The organism is Proteiniphilum sp. UBA5384 (genome assembly GCF_002410825.1).
In the GTDB taxonomy this organism is placed as follows: domain Bacteria; phylum Bacteroidota; class Bacteroidia; order Bacteroidales; family Dysgonomonadaceae; genus Proteiniphilum.
Window position 1 is genome coordinate 1 of the sequence record NZ_DHOS01000064.1, and the last position, 22,096, is coordinate 22,096.

Annotated in this window: 15 protein-coding genes; 10 read left to right on the forward strand and 5 right to left on the reverse strand. The window is 43.5% G+C overall.

The genetic code is table 11. The features are described 5' to 3' along the window. The first annotated feature begins 400 nt into the window (after positions 1 to 400). From B4G81_RS12230 to B4G81_RS12255, 6 genes are all read left to right on the forward strand, one after another. Entirely contained in the window at positions 401 to 508 is a 108-nt protein-coding gene (locus tag B4G81_RS12230) for a hypothetical protein (protein WP_414703200.1), read from the forward strand. 308 nt (positions 509 to 816) lie between these two features. Beyond that, on the forward strand, positions 817 to 2,259 hold the full coding sequence (locus B4G81_RS12235) for a tetratricopeptide repeat protein (RefSeq protein ID WP_294082892.1): 1,443 nt from the start codon (positions 817 to 819) through the stop codon (positions 2,257 to 2,259). A gap of 9 nt (positions 2,260 to 2,268) precedes the next feature. Next, positions 2,269 to 2,748 (forward strand): NfeD family protein, encoded by a 480-nt coding sequence (locus B4G81_RS12240; protein WP_294082894.1) that lies wholly within the window; start codon positions 2,269 to 2,271, stop codon positions 2,746 to 2,748. Positions 2,749 to 2,792: 44 nt separating this feature from the next. Next, positions 2,793 to 3,779 (forward strand): flotillin-like protein FloA, encoded by a 987-nt coding sequence (floA, locus tag B4G81_RS12245; protein WP_294082898.1) that lies wholly within the window; start codon positions 2,793 to 2,795, stop codon positions 3,777 to 3,779. Between the two features lie 30 nt (positions 3,780 to 3,809). Beyond that, positions 3,810 to 4,676 carry a nucleoside phosphorylase gene (locus B4G81_RS12250; protein ID WP_294082899.1) on the forward strand — a complete coding sequence of 289 codons (867 nt, stop codon included), beginning with the start codon at positions 3,810 to 3,812 and terminating at the stop codon, positions 4,674 to 4,676. Positions 4,677 to 4,804: 128 nt separating this feature from the next. Next, positions 4,805 to 7,609 carry a M16 family metallopeptidase gene (locus tag B4G81_RS12255; RefSeq protein WP_294082900.1) on the forward strand — a complete coding sequence of 935 codons (2,805 nt, stop codon included), beginning with the start codon at positions 4,805 to 4,807 and terminating at the stop codon, positions 7,607 to 7,609. Between the two features lie 80 nt (positions 7,610 to 7,689). Here B4G81_RS12255 and B4G81_RS12260 read toward each other — a convergent pair whose 3' ends face one another. The 5 genes from B4G81_RS12260 to dut form a co-directional block, all read right to left on the reverse strand. Beyond that, positions 7,690 to 8,973 (reverse strand): nucleoside permease, encoded by a 1,284-nt coding sequence (locus B4G81_RS12260; protein ID WP_294082904.1) that lies wholly within the window; start codon positions 8,971 to 8,973, stop codon positions 7,690 to 7,692. Positions 8,974 to 9,020: 47 nt separating this feature from the next. Beyond that, positions 9,021 to 10,379: a murein hydrolase activator EnvC family protein gene (locus tag B4G81_RS12265; RefSeq protein WP_294082907.1), complete on the reverse strand. Its 1,359-nt coding sequence runs from the start codon at positions 10,377 to 10,379 to the stop codon at positions 9,021 to 9,023. 66 nt (positions 10,380 to 10,445) lie between these two features. Beyond that, positions 10,446 to 11,291 carry a DUF4292 domain-containing protein gene (locus B4G81_RS12270; RefSeq protein WP_294082909.1) on the reverse strand — a complete coding sequence of 282 codons (846 nt, stop codon included), beginning with the start codon at positions 11,289 to 11,291 and terminating at the stop codon, positions 10,446 to 10,448. 2 nt (positions 11,292 to 11,293) lie between these two features. Then, positions 11,294 to 12,994: a tetratricopeptide repeat protein gene (locus B4G81_RS12275; protein ID WP_294082910.1), complete on the reverse strand. Its 1,701-nt coding sequence runs from the start codon at positions 12,992 to 12,994 to the stop codon at positions 11,294 to 11,296. Between the two features lie 40 nt (positions 12,995 to 13,034). Next, positions 13,035 to 13,469, reverse strand: coding sequence for a dUTP diphosphatase (dut, locus tag B4G81_RS12280; protein WP_294082911.1), 435 nt, complete (start codon positions 13,467 to 13,469; stop codon positions 13,035 to 13,037). Positions 13,470 to 13,599: 130 nt separating this feature from the next. On the opposite strand from dut, the gene B4G81_RS12285 reads away from it, so the two are divergent. The 4 genes from B4G81_RS12285 (at position 13,600) to B4G81_RS12300 (ending at position 22,093) form a co-directional block, all read left to right on the forward strand. Beyond that, positions 13,600 to 14,325, forward strand: coding sequence for a hypothetical protein (locus B4G81_RS12285; protein ID WP_294082912.1), 726 nt, complete (start codon positions 13,600 to 13,602; stop codon positions 14,323 to 14,325). Positions 14,326 to 14,353: 28 nt separating this feature from the next. Further along, on the forward strand, positions 14,354 to 17,236 hold the full coding sequence (locus B4G81_RS12290; RefSeq protein WP_294082913.1) for a helix-turn-helix and ligand-binding sensor domain-containing protein: 2,883 nt from the start codon (positions 14,354 to 14,356) through the stop codon (positions 17,234 to 17,236). Between the two features lie 222 nt (positions 17,237 to 17,458). Next, entirely contained in the window at positions 17,459 to 20,551 is a 3,093-nt protein-coding gene (locus tag B4G81_RS12295) for a SusC/RagA family TonB-linked outer membrane protein (protein ID WP_414703201.1), read from the forward strand. An 18-nt stretch (positions 20,552 to 20,569) separates the two neighbouring features. Further along, a complete protein-coding gene (locus B4G81_RS12300; protein WP_294082915.1) occupies positions 20,570 to 22,093 on the forward strand; it encodes a RagB/SusD family nutrient uptake outer membrane protein in 1,524 nt (507 codons plus the stop codon). The last annotated feature ends 3 nt before the right edge of the window (positions 22,094 to 22,096 follow it).

The following is a 22,096-nucleotide window of genomic DNA, read 5'->3' on the forward strand; positions in this document are numbered from 1 at the left end:
CAAAAAAGATTTTCAGGACACAAAGATAAGCAAAGAGGATGGAAAAACGATAAAATCCGTATGAATTGAATAAATACCTTAAGAGAGGTACCGGACAAGCATCTCACTTTCAATTTTATTTTATTTATCGGTATAAGATATCAAAAAAATATCACGCAACTCCAGACGGAAGCAGAGGGTACCAATAATCAACTAAGACGTCATTTAACGGCGTCAAACCCGGTTATGCTGGGTGTGGGATATGTACAATCTTATATATAGCGGTAGGGTTGATATTTACCGGCATTGTCAATTATAAGGAATTAAATGTAGCGGCATCATCATTTTACGCAAAAGGGAATCCGGCATACCCCGGGCTTTTAAAACACCTTGGGTTCCCTTTGTCCCCATCCTGGGTGCAATATGCTGCCTCGCACTGATGGCCTCGCTTCCCATCGATGCATGGATAAGACTGATAGGATGGAGGCACCACAGCCATGCAAGGAGAATGATGAACAAAAAGCAATAATCGTGGCGATAACGGTATTGGTCGCTATATTTAGATGGCCATCATTGTGATGGTTGCAGCACAAATTGCGGCTTTCCCCTATTCTTCATCCTGCAACGGATATACAAATGGGATTTCGGCATTATGAACAGGAATGTAGGGGTTGTGACATCTCCTGCTCCTCCAGTCGTTGACTCAATAGGACAAGTCCCAAGTAATTGAGTTGAGAAACCAACAGGCTGAAATATCTTTTGTCTTGTCTCTTGACTCTCGTTTCTTTTCAAATTATCTCTCTAGATTAGGAGCAAAAATGAAACAAATTACTATCTTTGGAGATTAGTTTAGAACGCAGTATGAAACGAGGTCGCTTTTTTTCTATCTATATATTGATACTTTTTTGTCTTTGCGCAAAAGGGCAAACACTTGATGAGGCCAAGAACTGGTATCTGGAAGGCCGCTATGCCGAAGCGTTACCTTTCTTTCAAGCGGAATATCTTAATACACCCAATAATCCATCTATAAATCAATGGTTGGGAGTAAGCCTCTATGAAACCGGGAAAATAATCGAAGCACAAAAATATCTCGAATTTGCCTCTACCCGAAAAATTCCCGAAGCTTATATCTATCTTGGCGAACTGTACGCTAAACTGTATCGTTTTAAGGATGCGGAAAAAGAGTTCGAGAAGTACCAGCGTGCCAAACGCAGGGACAGCGAAGCAATGGGGGTATTAAGTAAGAAACGTGATTACACCGAAAGGTTGCAAAAAGCGGTCAACCGCACTGAGGACCTACAGATCATTGATAGTCTGATAGTTCCAAAATCAGATTTTCTATCAGCATATAATTTGAGTGCATCATCCGGATCATTAATGTCTGTGAATGAATTCTTTCCCGATCGTTCCAAAACCGATGAAACACTTTATATCAACGAACGGAAAGACAAGATATATTACTCCCAGGGTGAAACAACCAATACCGACCTCTACACAATGGACAAACTGCTTGATACCTTTGGAAATGAAAAACGCTTGCCTGAATCTATCAACAAAACAGGAAATCAATCCTTCCCATATGTATTGACGGATGGTATGACTATTTATTTCGCTTCCGCAGAGGAACAGTCTTTCGGTGGATACGACCTGTTTGTTACCCGTTATAATCTTAATTCGGACTCATACCTCAATCCCAATCAGTTGAATATGCCTTTCAATTCGCCTTTCAATGATTATATGTTGGCAATAGATGAGGAAAAAGGCATCGGTTGGTTTGCATCCGACAGGTTCCAGCCGGCAGACTCAGTATGTATTTATACTTTCATCCCGAATCCGGAGGTGCGACTCATCGAAAGTGAAGATGCTACCTATATGACCAATAGGGCACGGATATCTTCAATTGCTGATACATGGAAGGAAGGTGTGGACTATAAAGCACTTCGCACACTGGCCAAACAGAGAACTGCCTCACCACAGGAAAACGAGGGAGATTTCACTTTTGTGATCAATGACCAGGTGACGTACCATACCTTGTCGGATTTTAGGAATGAACAGGCCAGATCGCTCTTTTCACAGGCGGCAGGTTATGAAAAACAGTTACAGGCATTGAAAAATGAACTCTCTCAAAAAAGAGAACAGTTTGCCGGCGGTCAGACCAACGACAATATTACAACATCTATTCTCCACCTGGAGAAAGAAAGCGAATCCCTCTTCAGAGAAATGGAAAGACTCAAAATCCAAGCAAGAAATGAAGAAATACGAACTCTGTTTAATCAATAGTAATCTTATATGACATTAGATCTGATTATCATCATCGCTGTAATCTTATTGGGAGTAGTGTTCATGCTTATTGAGATCTTTCTGCTTCCGGGAATCAGTATCGCAGGTATTGCAGGTGCCATTTTTTTAATAGGAGGAATAATATATGCTTATATCTTTCAAGGAAGCACCGTAGGAAATATTACGCTGGCGGGAACAGCTATATTACTTGGCGGAAGTTTCTTCTGGCTGCTGAAATCAAAATCGTTACGAAAAATCTCGCTCGATACTAATATCGAGGGAAAAGTGGATACTTCCTATTTACAGAAAATAGCTGTGGGGGATACCGGCGTCGCACTCTCCCGCTTAAATCCCATCGGACAGGTATTGATCCACGATGTCGAAATGGAAGGGAAATCTTTCGACGGAGAATTTATCGATGAAGATACCCAAATCGAAGTAGTAAAAGTGGAGACCTATAATGTTTTGGTAAAGAGAAAAGGCTCATAAACAGCCAATAAATACATAACATATAACACCAAAAATAATTGATTATGTCTATCTTATCATTTCCCCTGATCATTACAATTGCCGTAATTATCATCTTTTTGTTGATATTCTTTCACTATGTACCTTTCTTCCTATGGATAAACGCATTATCGGCAGGAGTACGTATTTCGCTCGTTCAGCTTTTTCTAATGCGTCTGCGCCGTGTACCCCCCCACACCATTGTTTACGCGATGATTGAAGCCCATAAGGCAGGACTGAAAAATGTGACCCGGGATAATCTCGAGGCGCATTACCTTGCCGGTGGACATGTGGAGAAGGTGGTCCACGCATTGGTGTCGGCCTCTAAAGCGAATATCGATCTTACTTTCCAGATGGCTACAGCCATCGACCTAGCAGGACGTGACGTACTTGAAGCCGTACAGATGTCCGTAAACCCTAAAGTAATTGACACTCCTCCGGTAACAGCTGTAGCGATCGACGGTATCCAATTGATCGCCAAGGCTCGTGTAACCGTTCGTGCCAATATCAAGCGATTGGTAGGGGGTGCCGGTGAAGAGACTATTCTTGCCCGTGTAGGCGAAGGGATCGTTTCCTCTATCGGTTCGGCCGTATCCCACAAATCAGTACTCGAAAATCCTGACTCTATTTCTAAGTTGGTACTGAAAAAGGGATTGGATGCCGGTACAGCATTTGAGATTCTCTCCATTGATATCGCTGATATCGATATAGGTAAAAATATTGGCGCTGTATTACAGATGGACCAGGCACAGGCCGATAAGAACATCGCACAGGCACGTGCCGAAGAACGCCGCGCCATGGCTATCGCCCTTGAACAGGAAATGAAAGCCAAAGCACAGGAAGCACGCGCCAAAGTGATCGAGGCTGAAGCAGAAGTCCCCATCGCCATGGCTGAAGCTTTCCGTAACGGTAATCTGGGAATTATGGATTATTACCGGATGGAAAATATCAAGGCCGATACCGATATGAGAGACTCCATTGCCAAACCACAAAGTGGAGGAAATAAAAAATAGTACACTTAACAACAAAAGATAATACTTATTATGAGAATCATACCTGAATCGGAATTTATTATCAACTCCGATGGAAGTGCCTTTCATCTTCATATCAGGCCGGAGCAACTTTCGGATAAAATTGTGATGATGGGTGATCCCGACCGTGTAACCATGACGGCTGAGTTTTTCGATAGTATAGAATGCGATGTACGTAGCCGCGAATTCCATACTGTGACAGGAATATACAAAGGAAAACGGATCACGGCGCTCTCACATGGAATAGGAACAGACAACATTGATATTGTACTGACCGAACTGGATGCGCTGGTCAATGTAGACTTCAATACCCGATTAGTGAAAGAACAGTTTACACAACTGACCATGGTGCGGGTAGGAACCTCCGGAGGGATGCAACCCCATTGTCCGGTAGGGTCTTACGTTGTATCCGAAAAATCGATCGGGTTCGATGGATTGATTCATTATTACGCCGGTTCAGAATTAATCCGTGAAAAAGATTTCGAAGAGTCTTTTCAAAGAGAAGTTGGCTGGTCTCCCTACCATTGCTCACCTTATGTAGTAAGTGCCGATGAAGAGCTTGTCGACCGGATCGGACACGATATGATCAGAGGTGTAACCATATCAGCCATAGGATTCTATGGGCCACAGGGAAGACATGTACGCCTTCCATTGGCAGATCCAGACCTAAACGCAAAAATAGAGTCGTTCCGTTTTGGTGAATATTCCATCACCAATTATGAGATGGAGAGTTCAGCCATAGCAGGGATGAGCAAACTAATGGGTCACAAGGGTATGACGGTCTGTGCAATCATTGCCAACAGGGTAGCACTGAAATCAAATGCAGATTATAAAGGCTCGACTGAAGACCTGATCAAAATCGTATTGGACAGGATTTAGGTTTTAGAGTCAAGAACCAAGATTAATTTGATTAATAAATTATCACATCAATCTCATTGACATATTCGTTTCATTACTCTCATTGCCAAATTATTAATATCATTTCTAATTTCTCAATTTCAAAAAATATGAAAAAACTAATCACATTATTACTTCTTGTAACCACAGTAGTCGCTGTGGGACAACAGAACCCACCTCTTCCAGTCGACCCTAAGATGAGGACAGGAAAACTAGACAACGGACTGACCTATTATATCCGTCAAAATGGCCATCCGGAAAACAGGGCCGATTTCTACATCGCACAGAAAGTCGGCTCTATGCAGGAAGAAGATAACCAAGCCGGCCTGGCCCACTTCCTCGAACACATGGCTTTTAACGGAACCACCAATTTCCCGGGCAAGACAATGTTGAATTACCTGCAAGACAATGGAATCAAATTTGGCACCAATATCAACGCCTACACATCTTTTGATGAAACGGTATATTTTATATCCAATATACCCACCACCAATCAGAATCTGGTGGATTCGGCACTCCTGGTGCTTTACGACTGGTCGTGCGGCATAGCACTCGAAGAAGAGGAGTTGGAGAGCGAACGAGGAGTCATCCGGGAAGAATGGCGTACCCGGGGCGGTGCACAGCAGAGATTGTGGGACCAGTTGCTCCCAAAAATGTATCCCGACAGTAAATATGCAAAACGCATGCCTATCGGAAGTATCGATGTGATCAACAACTTCAAACCGGAAGAGATCAGGACCTATTACCACAAGTGGTACCGTCCCGATTTGCAGGGTATTATCGTGGTAGGTGATTTTGATATGGACGAAATGGAGCAAAAAGTAAAAGAATTGTTTTCGCCTATCAAGCTTGATAACGAAAGAGCCATACGCGAATACTACCCTGTGCCCGACAATAAGGAACCCATCGTAGCAATTGCGTCCGACAAAGAAGCTCGTAATACGCAGATAACGATATATTACAAGCATGATGCAATGCCCGACGAACTCCAGAATACGCAGATGGGATATATCACAAAATATATATTGAATTCCGCCTCTTCCATGATAAATCAACGCCTTTCCGAAATCACACAAAAGCCCAATGCACCTTTCACCTCTGCCTACTCATACGACGGTGATTATTTTGTGGCCAAGACAAAAGATGCATGGACTGTGGTAGCAGGAAGTGCGGAAGACAAGATAGAGGAGGCATTGGCAGCGATAGTACGTGAAACGGAAAGAGTGAAGCGTCACGGTTTTACAAGCTCGGAGTATGATGTAGTACGTACAAATATTCTGAAAGGTTACGAGAATTCTTACAACAACCGTGATAAACAACGAAACTCTTCTTATTCACAGGAATATGTACGCGCTTTCACCGATGGCGAACCCATCCCGGGTATCGAGTTCGAGTATCAGTTCATACAGGCAGTGGCACCCAATATCCCGGTAGAAGCAATCAACCAGACTATCCAGCAATTAATCGGGGATGAAAATATTGTAATCACGGTTACCGGTCCCGAAAAAGAGGGGTTAACCTATCCCTCCGAAGAATCCTTGCTGGGGGTATTGGCTTCAGTGCAAGCTGAAACTATCGAACCTTATGCCGAAGAAATAATTGATGAGCCATTGGTGGCTACACCTCCTACACCTGGAAAGATCGTAAAAACAGAAAAAGATGAGGCTATGGATGCCACCATCTGGACATTACAAAACGGTATGAAGGTCGTTTTGAAGAATACCGATTTCAAAGACGACCAGATATTAATGACCGGAGTAAGTGCCGGCGGCTATTCACACTACAGCATAGAAGATCCGGTCAATAGCCGGATGATGGGTAATATTGCCACCTTGGGAGGTGTTGGTAATTTCAGCACAACGGATCTTCCCAAAGTCTTGGCCGGCAAGACGGCATCAGCTCGCCCGAGTGTCAGATTCAACACACAGGATTTTGGCGGATCCTCCTCTATCCAGGATTTCGAAACAATGCTGCAACTGGTTTACCTGTACTTCACTTCCCCACGGCAGGATAACGATGCATTCCAGTCATTTATCCAGCGTATGGAAACCCAGTTGAAAAACCAGGATGCTGAACCGATGGTGGCTTTCAACGACTCAATAACCAAAGCCCTTTATGGCGATAATCCATTGGCGAAAAGAATTACCGCCGACGATCTGAAAAAAATTGACTACAACCGTATCATGGAGATGTATAAAGAGCGGTTCGCCAATCCGGGCAGCTTCATCTTCACCTTAGTAGGTAATATCGACGAAGAAAAGGTTCGCCCCGTAGTAGAACAGTACCTGGCCTCTTTGCCCGGAAAAGCAGAAAAGGGTGACTTCGTAAAAGTGCCGATGAAAGTAAAGGACGGAAAAATGGAAAATATTTTCCGCCGGGAAATGCAAAATCCGAAAGCATCCGTATTTAATGTGATAACAGGCACCGTTGAACGGAATCTCAAGAATGAAATTTTAATGAGCATGTTCGACCAGCTCCTCGATATTCTCTATACGGAGAAAGTACGTGAAGAAGAAGGTGGCACTTATGGTGTGCATGCGGGAGGCTCCATATCGCGTTACCCCGAAGGTCAAACCATCCTGGAAATCATATTTGATACCGATCCCGAAAGGATAACAGACCTCAACCAACTCGTTTTAAATATACTGGACGAGTTTTCGAAAGAAGGTCCGCGGGAAGCTGATTTCGTCAAGGTTAAAGAATACATGAACAAGAGCTATACCGAGAGCCTGAAAGAGAATGGTTACTGGTTGGGGATCCTCAAAAATAAATATTTTTACGATGAAGATGTTCATACTCTATATATCAACACTGTCAATGCCATTACCCCGAACGAAATCCGGGATTTTGCCAAATCATTACTCGACCAGGGCAACCTGAAGACAATAGTAATGCTACCCGAAGTAACAGAATAAAATAGCTATAGCCCTATAATTGATAAAATCGGGAGGAAGACTCATCTGTCTTCCTCCCGATTTTATACTATCTATTTAATTTAATTTTTTTCCGGTTGGTGCTTGTACCTGAACAGGATGGCAAATAATACGGCTACCACGAGGGCATAACCGGCAAAGATGAACCAAACACTATGCCAATCCCCGACCAGAAGCGATTTCGTAACAGAACCTATGGTGACATCTGTCCACGAGCAGAAACGATCCACTACCGATTGTGCCCACAATGTACCGATGGTGGCTCCTATCCCGTTGGTCATTAACATAAACAGGCCTTGTGCGCTGGCCCGAATCGTATGAGGTGTCTCCTTGTCCACGAACAACGACCCTGAAACATTGAAAAAATCGAAAGCCACACCATATACCAACATGGAAAGGACCAGCAACCATACTCCGCTACCGGGATTACCCAGACCGAAGAATCCAAACCGGAATACCCAGGCAAGCATGGCTATCAACATCACATTCTTGATACCGTAGCGTTTCAGAAAAAAAGGAATGAGCAGGATACAAAGCGCTTCCGATATCTGGGAAAGTGAAATCAAGATATTCGAATGCTGTACGCCAAAAGTATTCACATACTCCGGATAAGCTTCAAAACTGGCGATAAACGGATTGGCAAATCCGTTGGTGATTTGCAGGGCTACTCCCAGTAACATCGAAAAGATGAAAAAGAGTGCCATTTTCCTTATTTTAAACAACTTGAATGCATCCAGACCGAGGGCTTGAAATAATGTCTTACTGCCTGACTCCTTACTCACAGGACAATTGGGAAGTGTAAACGCATACAGCCCCAGCATAAATCCCAATAAAGCACTTACCACAAACTGCATCGATGAAATCTGGTATCCCAGCATATCAACCAACCACATAGTACAGATGAAACCGACCGTACCGAATACCCGTATCGGAGGGAACGTCTTTACCGTATCCATCCCTCCCCTTTCCAGTATGGTATAGGCTACTGAATTAGACAAGGCAAGCGTAGGCATGTAGAAAGCCACGCTCAAAGTATAAAGAGTAAAGAGAATGGAAAAGGAAACTCCTCCATCGCTATATAACCCATAGAGACCGGCCGAAAGCATAAAACCGGCAGCCAGCAAATGACTTATACCCAATAGTTTTTGTGCCGGCACCCACCTGTCGGCCACAATCCCCATGATAGCAGGCATAAAAATAGAGACAATTCCCTGGACTGAATAAAAAAGCCCGATGTGTGCTCCTAATCCGGCAGGTCCCAAATAGCGGGACATGGAAGTAAGATAAGCCCCCCATACCGCAAATTGGAGGAAATTCATGATAATTAATCTAATTTTCAGTGACATATATTCGGATGTTATTCAAATTTACGTTGTAAATTTAGCATAAATATCTATCGTTGTAACCAGGGAGCCGGATTCAGTTTATTTGTCTTCTGCCACAATTGGAAATGCATAGTGGAAACACCGGTATCGGGATCGGTAAAGATGCGCCCTAATGATTGCCCGGTCTTTACTTTGTCGCCCTGTTTCACAAACAGGTCATATATGTTGGCATAGAAAGTGTAATAATCCCCGTGACGTACAATTACACAAGTGTTCGAACCCGGAAAAGAAAATACTTTCGACACCTCTCCCTCGAATACACTCCTGATATTGGCGCCTCTTTCGGCCTGCACATCAATCCCGTTACTATTGGTAGTCACATTCCATTCATCATGTTTTTTTGTACCGAAATACCCTACTATCGCAGCGGTTCCGGTTACAGGCATAGGGAGTTTCCCCTTATTTGCCGCGAAATCTTTCGACAAGTGGAACGTTTCATCTATGGCAGCACTACCGTGTTCAATCCTTGGCCGTGCCTCAGTCCCGGAAGATCGTTCTTCCCCTGTCGTAGATGTTTCAGTCCGTTCCTTCTCTTCGCTGCTTTTACCTTTACGGCGATCCTCCGCTCGTTTCTCCTCCTCCCTTTTTCGCCTTGCGGCTTCTTCAGCTTTCCTTCTGGCTTCCGCTTCCCGTTCCTGCCGTGCCACCTCTTCTGCAATAAGTTTTTCAATACGGCTATTCAACTGATCTACGCGTTGCTGTTTTTCCCGCAGCGTCTTCTGTAACTGCTGCTGTTGGCCGCGGGCCGCCTCCATTTCTGACTGTTGCGTCTTTTCCTCTCCTTCTAATTTCTGTTGTTCCGATTGCAAGGAAGCCAATGCTTTTTCCTTATCTGCCTTTGCCTTTGACAATAATTCCTGCTTTTGCTTTATTTCTGCATGTTGGCTTTTGATCTCTTCAGCCTGCAATTTTTGCCATTTGGAGTATTCTTTCAGGTATTGCATCCTCCGCAGCGATTCGCCGACTGATTTTCCGGACAAGATAAAGAGCAGCTTATTCTGGCTGAATTTATGATTAAGCATCCCCTTCATGGCATCGGCATAGTAGCCTCGCTTCTTCTCCAATTCCTTATTCAGCCTGGCTATTTCATTTTCAAGACGGATTTCCTCCTTTCTCAATGCTTCGATTTCATTTTTCTGTGTATCGATCAGTTCTTTGCGGGCAGCTATCTGTTTATTGATAAGATTAATACGGTCCAGGATCGTGGTAGTCTGTCTTTTTACGTCAAGATAAAGCTTGTTCGTATTCCTTATCTCTTCCATCAATGCCTGCTGTTGTCGTTGCAATCTTTCAATCTCTCCTGTTGTCTGGGACAACAGGAAAAAAGCGAAAGTATGGAAAAGCAAGAGAAAAACTACCTTCTTCATATAATCAAGAACCAAGACTTGGGATTTAAAATTACCCAGACACCCATCATCAAATCACCTTCCACTTCACTTCGGAGAAAGCACTTTCAGTATTTCAGTCACGGATGTCTTTGTGTAACCCGACGGGACATTCAAAGACAATTTTATATTATTATCTATATTCACATCCGAAAAGAGCAGTTCAGCATCAATTTTGCGGGATGCAGTGGAGAGGGTTACATCCATTTTATGCGGAAATATAGCACTGTCCAACACGGCAAAGTTATGGTATCCCCATTCCATGTAATATTTCTTTTCCGACTGTACCAAATGTGTAAAAGTGATACGATCATCACCGTTGACAGTAAATGAATAGTCGATACCCGACTTGGCATCCTTCGCCATAATTTGATAATACTGGCCGGAAGTACGGTCATAAGTAAAAAAACGATAATCACCGGTTTCTATCTTTTCTCTCCCCGACAGGAAAAGGGCATTGGTAAATAACGACTGCATTGTATAGTAATCGAACCCCACAGGATAGAATTTCTTTATCGTGGATACCGGCTCTAATACATACCGCTTATTCATCCTGTCAAGCAGAAATACCGTATCCGGATTGATATAAAACCGCAGCATCTCTACCCCAAATAAAGGCTGTATTGAGATCTGGATCGCCTCATCCCTTACGATCCGGATATTCGCTTTGGAACTAAACGTTTTGGTTCCGGTAGTCATTCCCAGATTCAGTTTAGCCGAGAACGTATGATAGGGGAACTCACAGGCAATAATATCATTAAAAAGTTCATTATTCGCCTTCTCCGATACTGGTGAAGTGGAATAAACAATCTTCTGCTTCGGTTTGCAGGCAGTGAATACCACTGCCGACAACAAGCAAATAACCAGAATAAATCGATAATGAGGAATATGCATAATTACAACTCTCCGGATTTAATTTTTTTATCTAATGCAGGAGAATCGCCTCCCGACTCTTTAGCCTTCTTCCATTGCTCCATGGCTTTCTCTTTTTCTCCGGTTTGAAACAACACATCACCGTAATGTTCCAACACCTCTGCCGAAAGATCACCCTCTTTACTATTCTCAATGGCCCTCTCAATGTAAATCTTCGCCAGCGTATAGGAGCCCTGTTCATACAATACCCAGCCATATGTATCCAGATAAGTGGGATTTGTAGGTTCTGCCTTCACCGTAATGCCACTCATCTGCTCGGCTTTATCAAGGTCCCGTTTTTGTAACGACAGGTAATAACTATAATTGTTTAATACAGGAAGGTTCTGAGGATTGATCTGTAAAGATTTCTCATAATTTTCAAAAGCCACATCCTTGTTCCCCAGGAAATAATTCAAATCGCCTATCTGCCCATAAAAATCGGCTTCTACCAATGGATTCATGATAACCGCATGGGTTAGTCCCTCCTCAAAAACTTTTAGCGCCTCCAGGTAATTCTCCTGCTGGTAGAGTGCTGCCCCCAGATAGAAATAGAATTGGGGTTCCTGTGGAAGATGTTTCAATGCTTCGGTAGTAACCTCTTTAATTTTTTCCAGATCCTCATCCGGCAAGGCTATACGAAGTTGCTGTTCATATCCTGCCGGATCTTCCGGGTTGGCTTGGGTATAAATCTCAAATTGCTTTGTGGCACCCTCTTTATCCTCTTGTAACAAAAGCACATTTCCATAAATCATATTCAATTGGGAGTTACTGGGATGCTGCTCGAAAAGCGACTCGAAGAGACTATTCACCTGCTTCATATCTTGCCCGCTCTGCTGAAGTATCCCCAGGTAGCGTGTCAGTAATTGTAGCTTTACATCCACATCCATCGCCGTATTGGTCACTGCTTTTTGCATCTCTGTCTTTGCAGACTGCTTATTATTGGTTTTCTCATAATAATTGACCATGGACAGGATAAGCGCAGGATACTCAGGGTTGACTCCTTTGGCTCTCTCATAATATTGCAAAGCCTTTTCATCCTGATCGTCATCCAGGTAAAGATCTCCCATCAGGATAAGGTATCTCGGCTCAGACGGATTTTTATCAATTATCTGTTGGATCTCGTCAAACGCTTTCTCTTTCTGATCCATCATTGAATAAAGACGAAATTTGTTCAATGCGATGGCTTCGTTAATGCCGGTACTTTTCTCCAACTGGCTAAACGCTTCAATAGCTTCTTTGAATTCCCCCGCGTCAACATATGCATTGGCCAATTCAAACCGGAGGTCAAACTTTTCCGGATATAAATCCAACAGGGATTTGTAGATATCAATCACATCTTGTTTAAGACCAAGCTCTTTACTCAAACCGGCCAACATCATGTTGTAATAATAATTGGAAGAATCGTAATGCACCGACTTCCGGAAATAATCCAAGGCTTTATTTTTCTCCTGCAATACATTATAAAACGTTCCCAATTCTACGAGAACATTCGCATTGGTAGAATCCAGGGAATAACAATGCTGAAACAGATCCATTGCTTCATCATACTTCCCAAGGGCCTTTGCATTCAATGCCCCATAGAAATAGTAGTCGAATTTTCGCTCCTCCTCTTGCGCCATTGCTTCTACCGGTAATATAGCCGCTAGCAAGACAATCAGAAGGAGAAAAAATGATAGTTTTTTCATTACGGTTATTGGATATAACATGCTTGATCGCTCTAAAGTGTTATTGTCTCCCGGTATGTCCGAATCCTCCGGTTCCCCGCACTGTCTCATCGAGTGAATCCACCGGTTCCCATTCTACCCTGGCATGTTCAGCAACAACCATCTGGCAAATACGTTCTCCATCCTGAATGGTGAATTCCTCATTCGAGAGATTTACCAGGATTACCCGTATCTCACCCCGGTAATCTGCATCAATGGTTCCCGGGGCATTTACTATCCCGATACCATGCTTGATAGCCAACCCGCTACGGGGGCGTATTTGAGCTTCATAACCTTCAGGCAATTGTATATAAATACCCGTGGGCACCAATGTCCGTTCAAGCGGTTTCAATACTACCGGTTCTTCCAGATTAGCACGCAAATCCATTCCGGCCGCAGATATCGTAGCATATTCAGGTAAGGGATGCCGTGACTTGTTGACTATTTTAATTCTCATCTATTTATCTTATTTGATGCGAATTTATACAATTCCGAGGAATTAAAGACCTTTTTGATGAAATTTAATGCACTAAATAAATTTCTCCTTCACTCATGATGCTTAAAGAAATAGTTTTATCTTTGCATATATGAGTGACCAAGATGATCTGTTGGCTAAATTACGCCAGACATTAAATGAACAGGGTATCGACTCATTCCATATTCTCGAAGACCTGGTACCGATTGAGGTTCAGATGGATTTTTTCAGGTATTTCGACAGATTACGGAGGGAGAATGCCCCCTTTGTGCGCGACGATGAGATCGCTATTTTGTTTTCACCCGACGAAACCATTGAACGAAAAAAGAGGAGTTTAACCTTGTTGGCCTCTATCCCCGACGTAGGAGCATACCGCTCCATTGAAACGTATCACAGTAGCCCGTTGGAACCCGAACTGGTACATTGGTCGTCTATGGCATTGGTGAGCAGCCGTATTGTATTGAGCTCGGATCTCTCCGGCCATCAACAGGTATATATTTCTTCGGGGCTGGGAGGACAAGACAAGAAACTACGTTTTTTCACACTTTTCACTACCAACGAAAGGCAATATTTTACCGATCTACAGAAGGAAATGGTAGAACGTGAGTTTACCTTTCAACTGCAGAAGGCTGATGTAGTTATTGAAAAATTTGAGATTAGGGAAAATTATTTTACGATCCTGGTACTTTTTCCTTTCAATAAAGATATAAAATCGAATCTCAATGCCGCTATCACTGAATGTAACCAATACGGTAATTTCCTTGATACCAAATTTCTCTTTACCAATGTCAAGGTACTCAGTGAACACGAGATTGAAAATATAGTGGAGAAAAAATAATCACCCCATATTGCGTTAATATTCTGTCATGACGATGCAACAAGCCTGTAAAAAACAGTTTTGCACGGCAATCCTCTCCGTGATTCTCCTGTCTTCTGCCATGCCATCGTCCGCACAGAATATTCCCTTTATTCCCCCGGTTTACAATTATACAACCGACTTTTACAATGCAGGCAACCAGAACTGGGCCATTGCACAGGGGAATAACGGGGTAATCTATTTCGGCAATGACAATGGAATGCTCAGTTATGACGGCGTGAACTGGGAAATGCATCATCTGCCCAACAACCTCTCCGTCAAATCCATCTATATTGATTCCTATAATAATTACGAGCGCATTTACGTGGGTTCATTCGAAGAATTCGGTTATTTTGAATCCAACGAAACCAATCAGCTCATTTATCACTCACTCAGCCGGAATATCAAGGATCATCAATTTCATAATGATGAGATATGGAACATCTATTCGTTTGGCGGAAAACTCTATTTCCAGACATTTGCGACTATTTTTGTGTACGATGGTGCGGAGATACGGGTCCAGAAGCCGTATCCCGCAGTGTTATATTTTTTTCCCGTAGGAGAAAAGATGTTTGCACAACTTATAGGCGGTGAATTCAGCCTCTTCGACGGTGAGAATTTTCATCCGGTATTTACACGAGATCGGTTGAATAACGACAATGCTATTGCCATGCTCCCCTATGGTGAAGATTGGCTGCTGGTTACTTCAAAAAACGGGTTATACCGGTTCTCCGAAAAAGAAAACACATTAACGCCATGGCATATTTCCGGCAGCAGTGAATTGCTTCAGAGCTCGATTAACCGCGCTATCGTTTCGGGCGATACGTATATCTTCGGGACACTCAACAGTGGAATTTTTGCCATTGATAAAGACGGTAAACAGTTATGGCACATCCACCGGGACAATGGTCTCAATAATAATACCGTACTCGCACTTTTCAGGGACCGTGACCAGACAGTATGGGCTGCTCTCGACAACGGCCTCTCCAACATCAGGACACACTCCCCGCTATCTTTTTTCGAACCGGCAGACAGCCAGATCGGACCGGTAGAGGATATACTGTTCCACGACAACCGTTTGTATCTGGCCACTAACCAGGGGATTTTCAGTTTCTCCGACACCGATGGAAAACTCACCCCTGTGCCGGGGCTCGATATACAGTCGTGGTTCATTAAAAGTTTCGGCAATCAGATCTTCGTAGGACATAACTTAGGGACATCCCTTCTGAAGGATATGCACGAGATTCCTGTTCAGGAGGCACACACGGGCGGCCTGGATATGAAACAGGTAACCATCAACGGCAGGGATATCCTGTTGGAATCTACTTACACCTCTTTACTCGTGTACGTGCGGGACAATTCCGGCAACTGGACATTTAGCCACCCGGTGGAAGGTTTTTCAGACCTGATAAAAAACCTTGAAATAGACTATGCGGGGAATATCTGGGCAGGACATATGTACAAGGGCGTATACCGTTTGAAACTCGATAGCGGGTGTATGAAGGTGATTGAGATGGAGAACTACTTGTCGTTCGACAGCACGCAGGTCTCAACCTACCGTCCTATCAAAGTGATGAAGTTAAGGGGAAGGATCGTTTTTGCCGATGGGGACCGTTTCTTCACCTATGACGACATTGAACACAAAATCATTCCTTTCGATTTATTGAATAATGACCTGCCCGGTTTTGCCGATACCCACCGGATCATTCCCCTGAATGACACACTCTTTTGGTTCATACGCCATAAAGAGTATCTTCTCGTGGAGTACCGCGACAACAAATACGTCATCAAAGACCGCATACCCTACAACATCCTGAATAATCCGCCCAATGCGGGGAGAGCCAACCTACTGGTTACCAACGGAAACAGCTCTTTCTTCTGCATGAACGGAGGAATTGGAAAATATTCGCTTTCTGGAGGACAACCGGAGGTAGAGAGAGAGTTGCAAACCGCCTCCATTACCTTTCATAACCGGAATAATGGCCAGTTGTTTTATCTCGATCCTTCCCGGAAAGGAATACTCGCTTACCAGAGCAACAACATCACATTCAGATTCCGGTATCCCGAATTTTCTAAAAAAATATTTCAGGTGGAAAGTTATTTACAGGGATACGACAACCGATGGTCAAGTACGGATGGAACCAGATCGACCGCCTATTATAATCTCCCCGCAGGCGATTATATCTTGTATGCGCGCATAAAAGACAGTTCAGGAAAAGTGCTATCTACGATAAACTATTCGTTCCGCATTAAAAATCCATGGTATAAAACATGGTGGGCATATCTGATATATTCCCTCATTATCGGCTCCCTGGTAGCATTTTTAATAAAAAGGCACATACGGAAAGTTGTCCGCAAGAAACAAAAACTCTTCGAAGAACAGGAAAACAAGCGACTTTCACAGATAGAACGGCAGGAAAAGGAGATTGCCACATTACAAAACGAAAAACTGGAGGCGGAATTAATTCACAAAGGCAAAGAGTTGGCCAGTGCTGCGATGATGTTGATCAACCACTCCGAGTTCTTAAAGAATTTACGCGAAAATGTCCAGTCGCTCATCCTTGCGGGAAAAATCAACCGTACTGAGGGAAATGAACTTCTCACCATGATCGGAAAAAACCTCCCCGAAGAAGATGAGTGGAGCCTGTTTCAGAACAACTTCGACCTGATTCATGAAAATTTCTTCCGCAATCTTAAAAAGAGATATCCGGCGCTCACCCCCACCGACCTGAAATTATGCTCCCTGCTCAGGTTGAACTATTCATCGAAAGAAATTGCCGAAATGTTGAACATCTCCATCCGCGGCGTGGAAGCCGCAAGATATCGGTTACGCAAGAAACTGAATCTTTCGGAAACCGACAATCTGGTCGAATTTATGATCAAATTCCAATAATACGGTACTGCTGTACCGGCTATATTCACTTTTACAATGTACTCATAAACAAACAATTACCATAAATAGAAGTAGTAAAAAAGTATCCTTTAAAAGTATGTTATACAACATAGCGTACTTTTAACGGGGGTTTTTATTTCGTTAACGAGCAGGTCTGACCTTACTTTTGTTCAAAAATAATATAATGCTATTTATGAGCTATTTCTTTAAATCAAATGAGAAATAGTGAGGCAAAATGCAAGTCGTTTTTATTTTATTGAACAAATTAAAAAAGAATCCATGAAACTGAAAATTGTAACAGTATTCAATTTTTTCTTCTGTTCTCTACTTTTATCTGCACAGCAGGTAACCGTTTCGGGAACAGTAACGGAAGAAGCCACGGGAGAGCCCGCCATCGGGGTCACCGTGTTAGTGAAAGGTACTACCCATGGTACCGTGACAGATATGGACGGGAATTACTCTCTGCCTGACGTAGCGAGTGATGCAACCCTGATCTTTAGTTATATAGGAATGCAAACCCTTGAGGAGCCGGTCGGCGGAAGAACCACTATCAATGTAACCCTTAGTGAGGATGTGCAAGCCCTTGAGGAGGTGGTTGTGATCGGGTATGGTGCCGCAAGGAAGCGTGATCTTACTGGATCGATAGCCACTGTGTCTGCGAGCGACATAGCAGACCGCCCGACGACCAATCCGCTGGCGGCCATTCAAGGAAAAGTATCCGGCGTTCAGGTAGTAAATACGGGCCGGGCAGGACAAGACCCTGAAATACGTATCAGAGGAACGAACTCCATCACAGGGCACCTCCCACTTTATGTGGTAGATGGATTATTTGTAGATAATATCAGTTATCTGAACCCGTCCGACATAGAATCTATGGAGATATTGAAAGATGCTTCTTCCCTTGCTATTTTCGGTGTAAGGGGAGCCAATGGCGTTATCATCATCAATACAAAACGTGCCAAAGAAGGACAAACAATTGTGAATATCAATTCATCGGTAGGATTCAAATCTGTAAATGACAAGGTATCGTTGACGAATGCCGACCAGTTCAAACTACTTTATAATGAGCAGTTGGTCAACCAGGGAGCAAGTCCGTTTGACTATACACACTGGCAGGCAAATACCAATTGGCAGGATGAAATATTCCAAACCGGATTTTTCACAACCAACAATGCCAGTATCACAGGCTCTACCGATAAGAGCCGGTTTTACCTGAGTTTGGGTTACACCAAAGAGGAGGGATCGATAAAGTATGAGGAACTGAAAAAATACACTGTCAATCTAAGTAGTGATTACAATGTCACTGATTTTCTGCGTTTCGGATATCAAGTGAATGGTTCACGCACATTACCTCCTGATGCAAAACAAGTCGCCTCTGCCGTAAGAGCTGCTCCCATAGCACCGGTTTACGGTATCTATACCAATCCGAATACGGAAGAGTCAGAACGGCTATACCACGTACTTCCCGACTTTCAGTCGGCACAGGTAAACAATCCCATGCTCAGCGTAGAAGGGAATGCAGCTCATACCCGCGCTACCAATAACCGGGTAGCCGGAAATATATACGGAGAAGTGGATTTTCTAAAAAATTTCACTTTTAAGACAACCCTTTCACTGGATTATCTTTCTAACGAATGGAGGCGTCATAGCCCGATTAACTGGGTATACAATCCTGTTGGAGGAACAAAGGATTACCTGAATAGTACCGAGACCGTTTCACAGGAGAAAATGAACAGGACCACGGCTCAGACCGATATGATCCTGACCTATATCAATCAATGGGGAGATCATGGTTTAACAGGAACGCTTGGGTTCACGTCCAACTACATAGAATCGTCAATGATTAATGCAGGTAGAAGTCAGGGATTAGATGCTGATTATCCGGTCACGAACGATCCCGACAAATGGTGGCTCAGTATTATTTCTGACGGGAGTTCGGCAACGAACAATAGTGCACAATGGCGCAGAAGTACACTTTCTTATTTAGCCAGGACGTTGTATCAATACAAAGACCGTTATCTGCTCAATGCTTCATTCCGACGGGACGGAGCATCAGTGTTCCAAAATACGGGTAACTCCTGGAATAATTTCTATTCATTCGGAGCTGGATGGATTATGTCTGAAGAAAGTTTTATGGCAGACCAGCAGTTGATCGACTATTTAAAAATTAAAGGCTCCTGGGGTGTACTGGGAAATCAAAATATCGGTGAAACATACAGGTATCCCGGATATCCTGCCCTATCAAGTTCAGGATCCGCAGTATTCGGAGACAATATCATCACCGGATATGGATTGGAGTACCTGGTATCACCCGGACTAAATTGGGAAAAAACGTATTCCTGGGAAGTAGGATTTGAGATGAATCTTTTAAGGAACAGGTTACGGATTGAGCCGGTTTATTACAGTAAAGAAACAAAAGATATGCTGGCGATAGTGGAAGGGATTGCCGGTACGACTCCCGGCCTGGCCAATCTTGGTGCTATACAGAACAAAGGTTTTGAACTTTCTGCTTCATGGAACGACAGGTTGCAAAATGGCTTTTCATACGGTCTATCAGCCAATTTAACAACAATCGACAACAAAGTGAAATCTCTTATAAACAAGGACTATGCCATTTATGCAGGAACAGGAAGCATCTCCCGTACTGCCGAAGGTTTCCCAATCGGATATTTCTTCGGATACGAAGTGGAGGGAGTTTATCAGAACCAGGAAGATATCAAGCAATCCCCAACGAATACCTTGGCCAGTGTGCTTCCGGGAGATCTTAAATTCCGGGATGTAAACGGCGATGGGGAAATCACGGCGGCAGACCGCACCATGATAGGAAATCCTACTCCTGACTTCACGTATGGATTCTCTTTACAATTGGGATATAAAAACTTCGATTTGACAGCTGACTTTATGGGGGTTTACGGAAACGAGATCTACCGTACCTGGGACAATAACAACTTCGCCCAGTTCAACTACCTTGCAGACAGGCAGAACCGCTGGCATGGAGAGGGGACTTCCAACTGGGAGCCCATACTGAACCCTTCAAGAGCCATCAACTATATGAACTCCAATTACTTTATAGAAGACGGGAGTTTCTTCAGGATAAGGAACATTCAGTTAGGATATACATTTAGTCTGGAGTTATTGCAAAAGATCTATCTGAAATCGCTCAGGCTTCATGTCAACATCCAGAATCCGAAAACATGGAGCAAGAATACAGGATATACTCCCGAAATAGGAGGAAGCTCCACAGCGTTCGGAATTGATGGTGGCACTTATCCTATGCCAACCATATACACAGCAGGTATTAATATTACTTTTTAACCATATAAACAAAAAGGTATGAAACAATATTTCTTTATAATCATTACTTCTTTCCTATTAATCGGCCAGTATTCCTGTTCGGATTTGCTGGAACAGGAACCTCAGGGACAATGGAATGAAGGAGACGCAATCGGAGGAGGCTTTGAAGCAGCCGTATTCGATATTTATGCGCAGTTGAGGGGATTTCACATAACATCAGGAAACACGGCCCTTGCAATTCATAGTTTCAGGTCTGAAGATACAGAGAAAGGGAGCACTGCCGCAGACGGCTCTGCCTTTGCCCTGATGTACGATGATTTCGATTATAACACAGGAAATAGCGCGATCGGCAACTACTGGTCGTCCAATTATGCGATTATCCATGCTGCCAATAATGTAATCGACGATATAGAGAATAGTGCCGATGTAGGTGAAGGTACACTGATCAACAAAGGCGAAGCCCATTTTTTCAGAGCTTTTGCCTATTTTAATCTGGTACGGGCTTTTGGTGAAGTACCTCTGATTGATTTTAAAATCTCCGATGCACAGGAAGCCAATATTCCCAAATCGCCTGTAGCCGATATATATGGTTTGATTGATGCCGACCTTACCAGTGCTGAAGAATATCTCCCACAGACTTGGGAAAGCAGATATATCGGCCGTCTTACCTGGGGTGCTGCCCGTGCTTTCCATGCCCGCACCTATATGATGCGCAACGATTGGCAGAATATGTATACGGCAGCCACTGAAGTGATCAACACCGGGATTTATGACCTGAATACGCCATTCAATAAAATCTTCCGTGAAGACGGAGAAAATTCAAGTGAATCTGTTTTTGAACTTCAATGTACCTCAACGGCTTCCTTACCCGGCAGTAATGAAATAGGCAGTCAGTTCGCACAAGTACAGGGAATACGTGGAGCCGGTCAATGGAATCTGGGATGGGGATGGAATACTCCCACAGAAATTCTGGCCAATGCTTTTGAAGAGGGCGATCCCCGTAAAGATGAAACATTACTCTATTTCTACAAATCGCAGGCAGAAGCAGATGCACCGGATGCGAAGGCCAATGAGCCTTGGGGAGAAAAACCGGTAGCCTCTTCCACTGTCGTCAATGCCTATTATAATAAAAAGGCCTACACAAATCCGGCATGGCGGGCAATGTATACTAACGGTGGTTTTTGGGTAAATATCCGTATTATCAGGTTTGCTGATGTAGTGTTGATGGCTGCCGAGTCGGCCAACGAACTGGGAAATACATCTGCCGCACTGACCTATCTGGAAATGGTGCGTAACCGTGCACGAGGAGGTAATCCTGATATTCTTCCCCAGGTAACTACTACGGACCAGGCCCAGTTAAGAGATGCAATCCGTCACGAAAGACGTATTGAGTTAGCGATGGAATTCGACCGTTTTTATGATCTTGTACGTTGGGGAATTGCTCAAGAGGTATTACATGCCGCAGGCAAGACCAATTATCAGGCCAGACATGCACTGCTGCCTATTCCTCAAGTTGAAATAGACAAATCTGATGGTGTGTTGGTACAAAATCCCAACTATTAATGT

What these genes read in the sequence shown, in the direction of transcription:
- B4G81_RS12240 (WP_294082894.1), top strand. Translation starts at nt 2,269, where the DNA reads ATGACATTAGATCTGATTATCATCATCGCTGTAATCTTATTGGGAGTA.
- floA (WP_294082898.1), top strand. Translation starts at nt 2,793, where the DNA reads ATGTCTATCTTATCATTTCCCCTGATCATTACAATTGCCGTAATTATC.
- B4G81_RS12250 (WP_294082899.1), top strand. Translation starts at nt 3,810, where the DNA reads ATGAGAATCATACCTGAATCGGAATTTATTATCAACTCCGATGGAAGT.
- B4G81_RS12255 (WP_294082900.1), top strand. Translation starts at nt 4,805, where the DNA reads ATGAAAAAACTAATCACATTATTACTTCTTGTAACCACAGTAGTCGCT.
- B4G81_RS12260 (WP_294082904.1), bottom strand. Translation starts at nt 8,973, where the DNA reads ATGTCACTGAAAATTAGATTAATTATCATGAATTTCCTCCAATTTGCG.
- B4G81_RS12265 (WP_294082907.1), bottom strand. Translation starts at nt 10,379, where the DNA reads ATGAAGAAGGTAGTTTTTCTCTTGCTTTTCCATACTTTCGCTTTTTTC.
- B4G81_RS12270 (WP_294082909.1), bottom strand. Translation starts at nt 11,291, where the DNA reads ATGCATATTCCTCATTATCGATTTATTCTGGTTATTTGCTTGTTGTCG.
- B4G81_RS12275 (WP_294082910.1), bottom strand. Translation starts at nt 12,994, where the DNA reads ATGAAAAAACTATCATTTTTTCTCCTTCTGATTGTCTTGCTAGCGGCT.
- dut (WP_294082911.1), bottom strand. Translation starts at nt 13,469, where the DNA reads ATGAGAATTAAAATAGTCAACAAGTCACGGCATCCCTTACCTGAATAT.
- B4G81_RS12285 (WP_294082912.1), top strand. Translation starts at nt 13,600, where the DNA reads ATGAGTGACCAAGATGATCTGTTGGCTAAATTACGCCAGACATTAAAT.
- B4G81_RS12290 (WP_294082913.1), top strand. Translation starts at nt 14,354, where the DNA reads ATGACGATGCAACAAGCCTGTAAAAAACAGTTTTGCACGGCAATCCTC.
- B4G81_RS12300 (WP_294082915.1), top strand. Translation starts at nt 20,570, where the DNA reads ATGAAACAATATTTCTTTATAATCATTACTTCTTTCCTATTAATCGGC.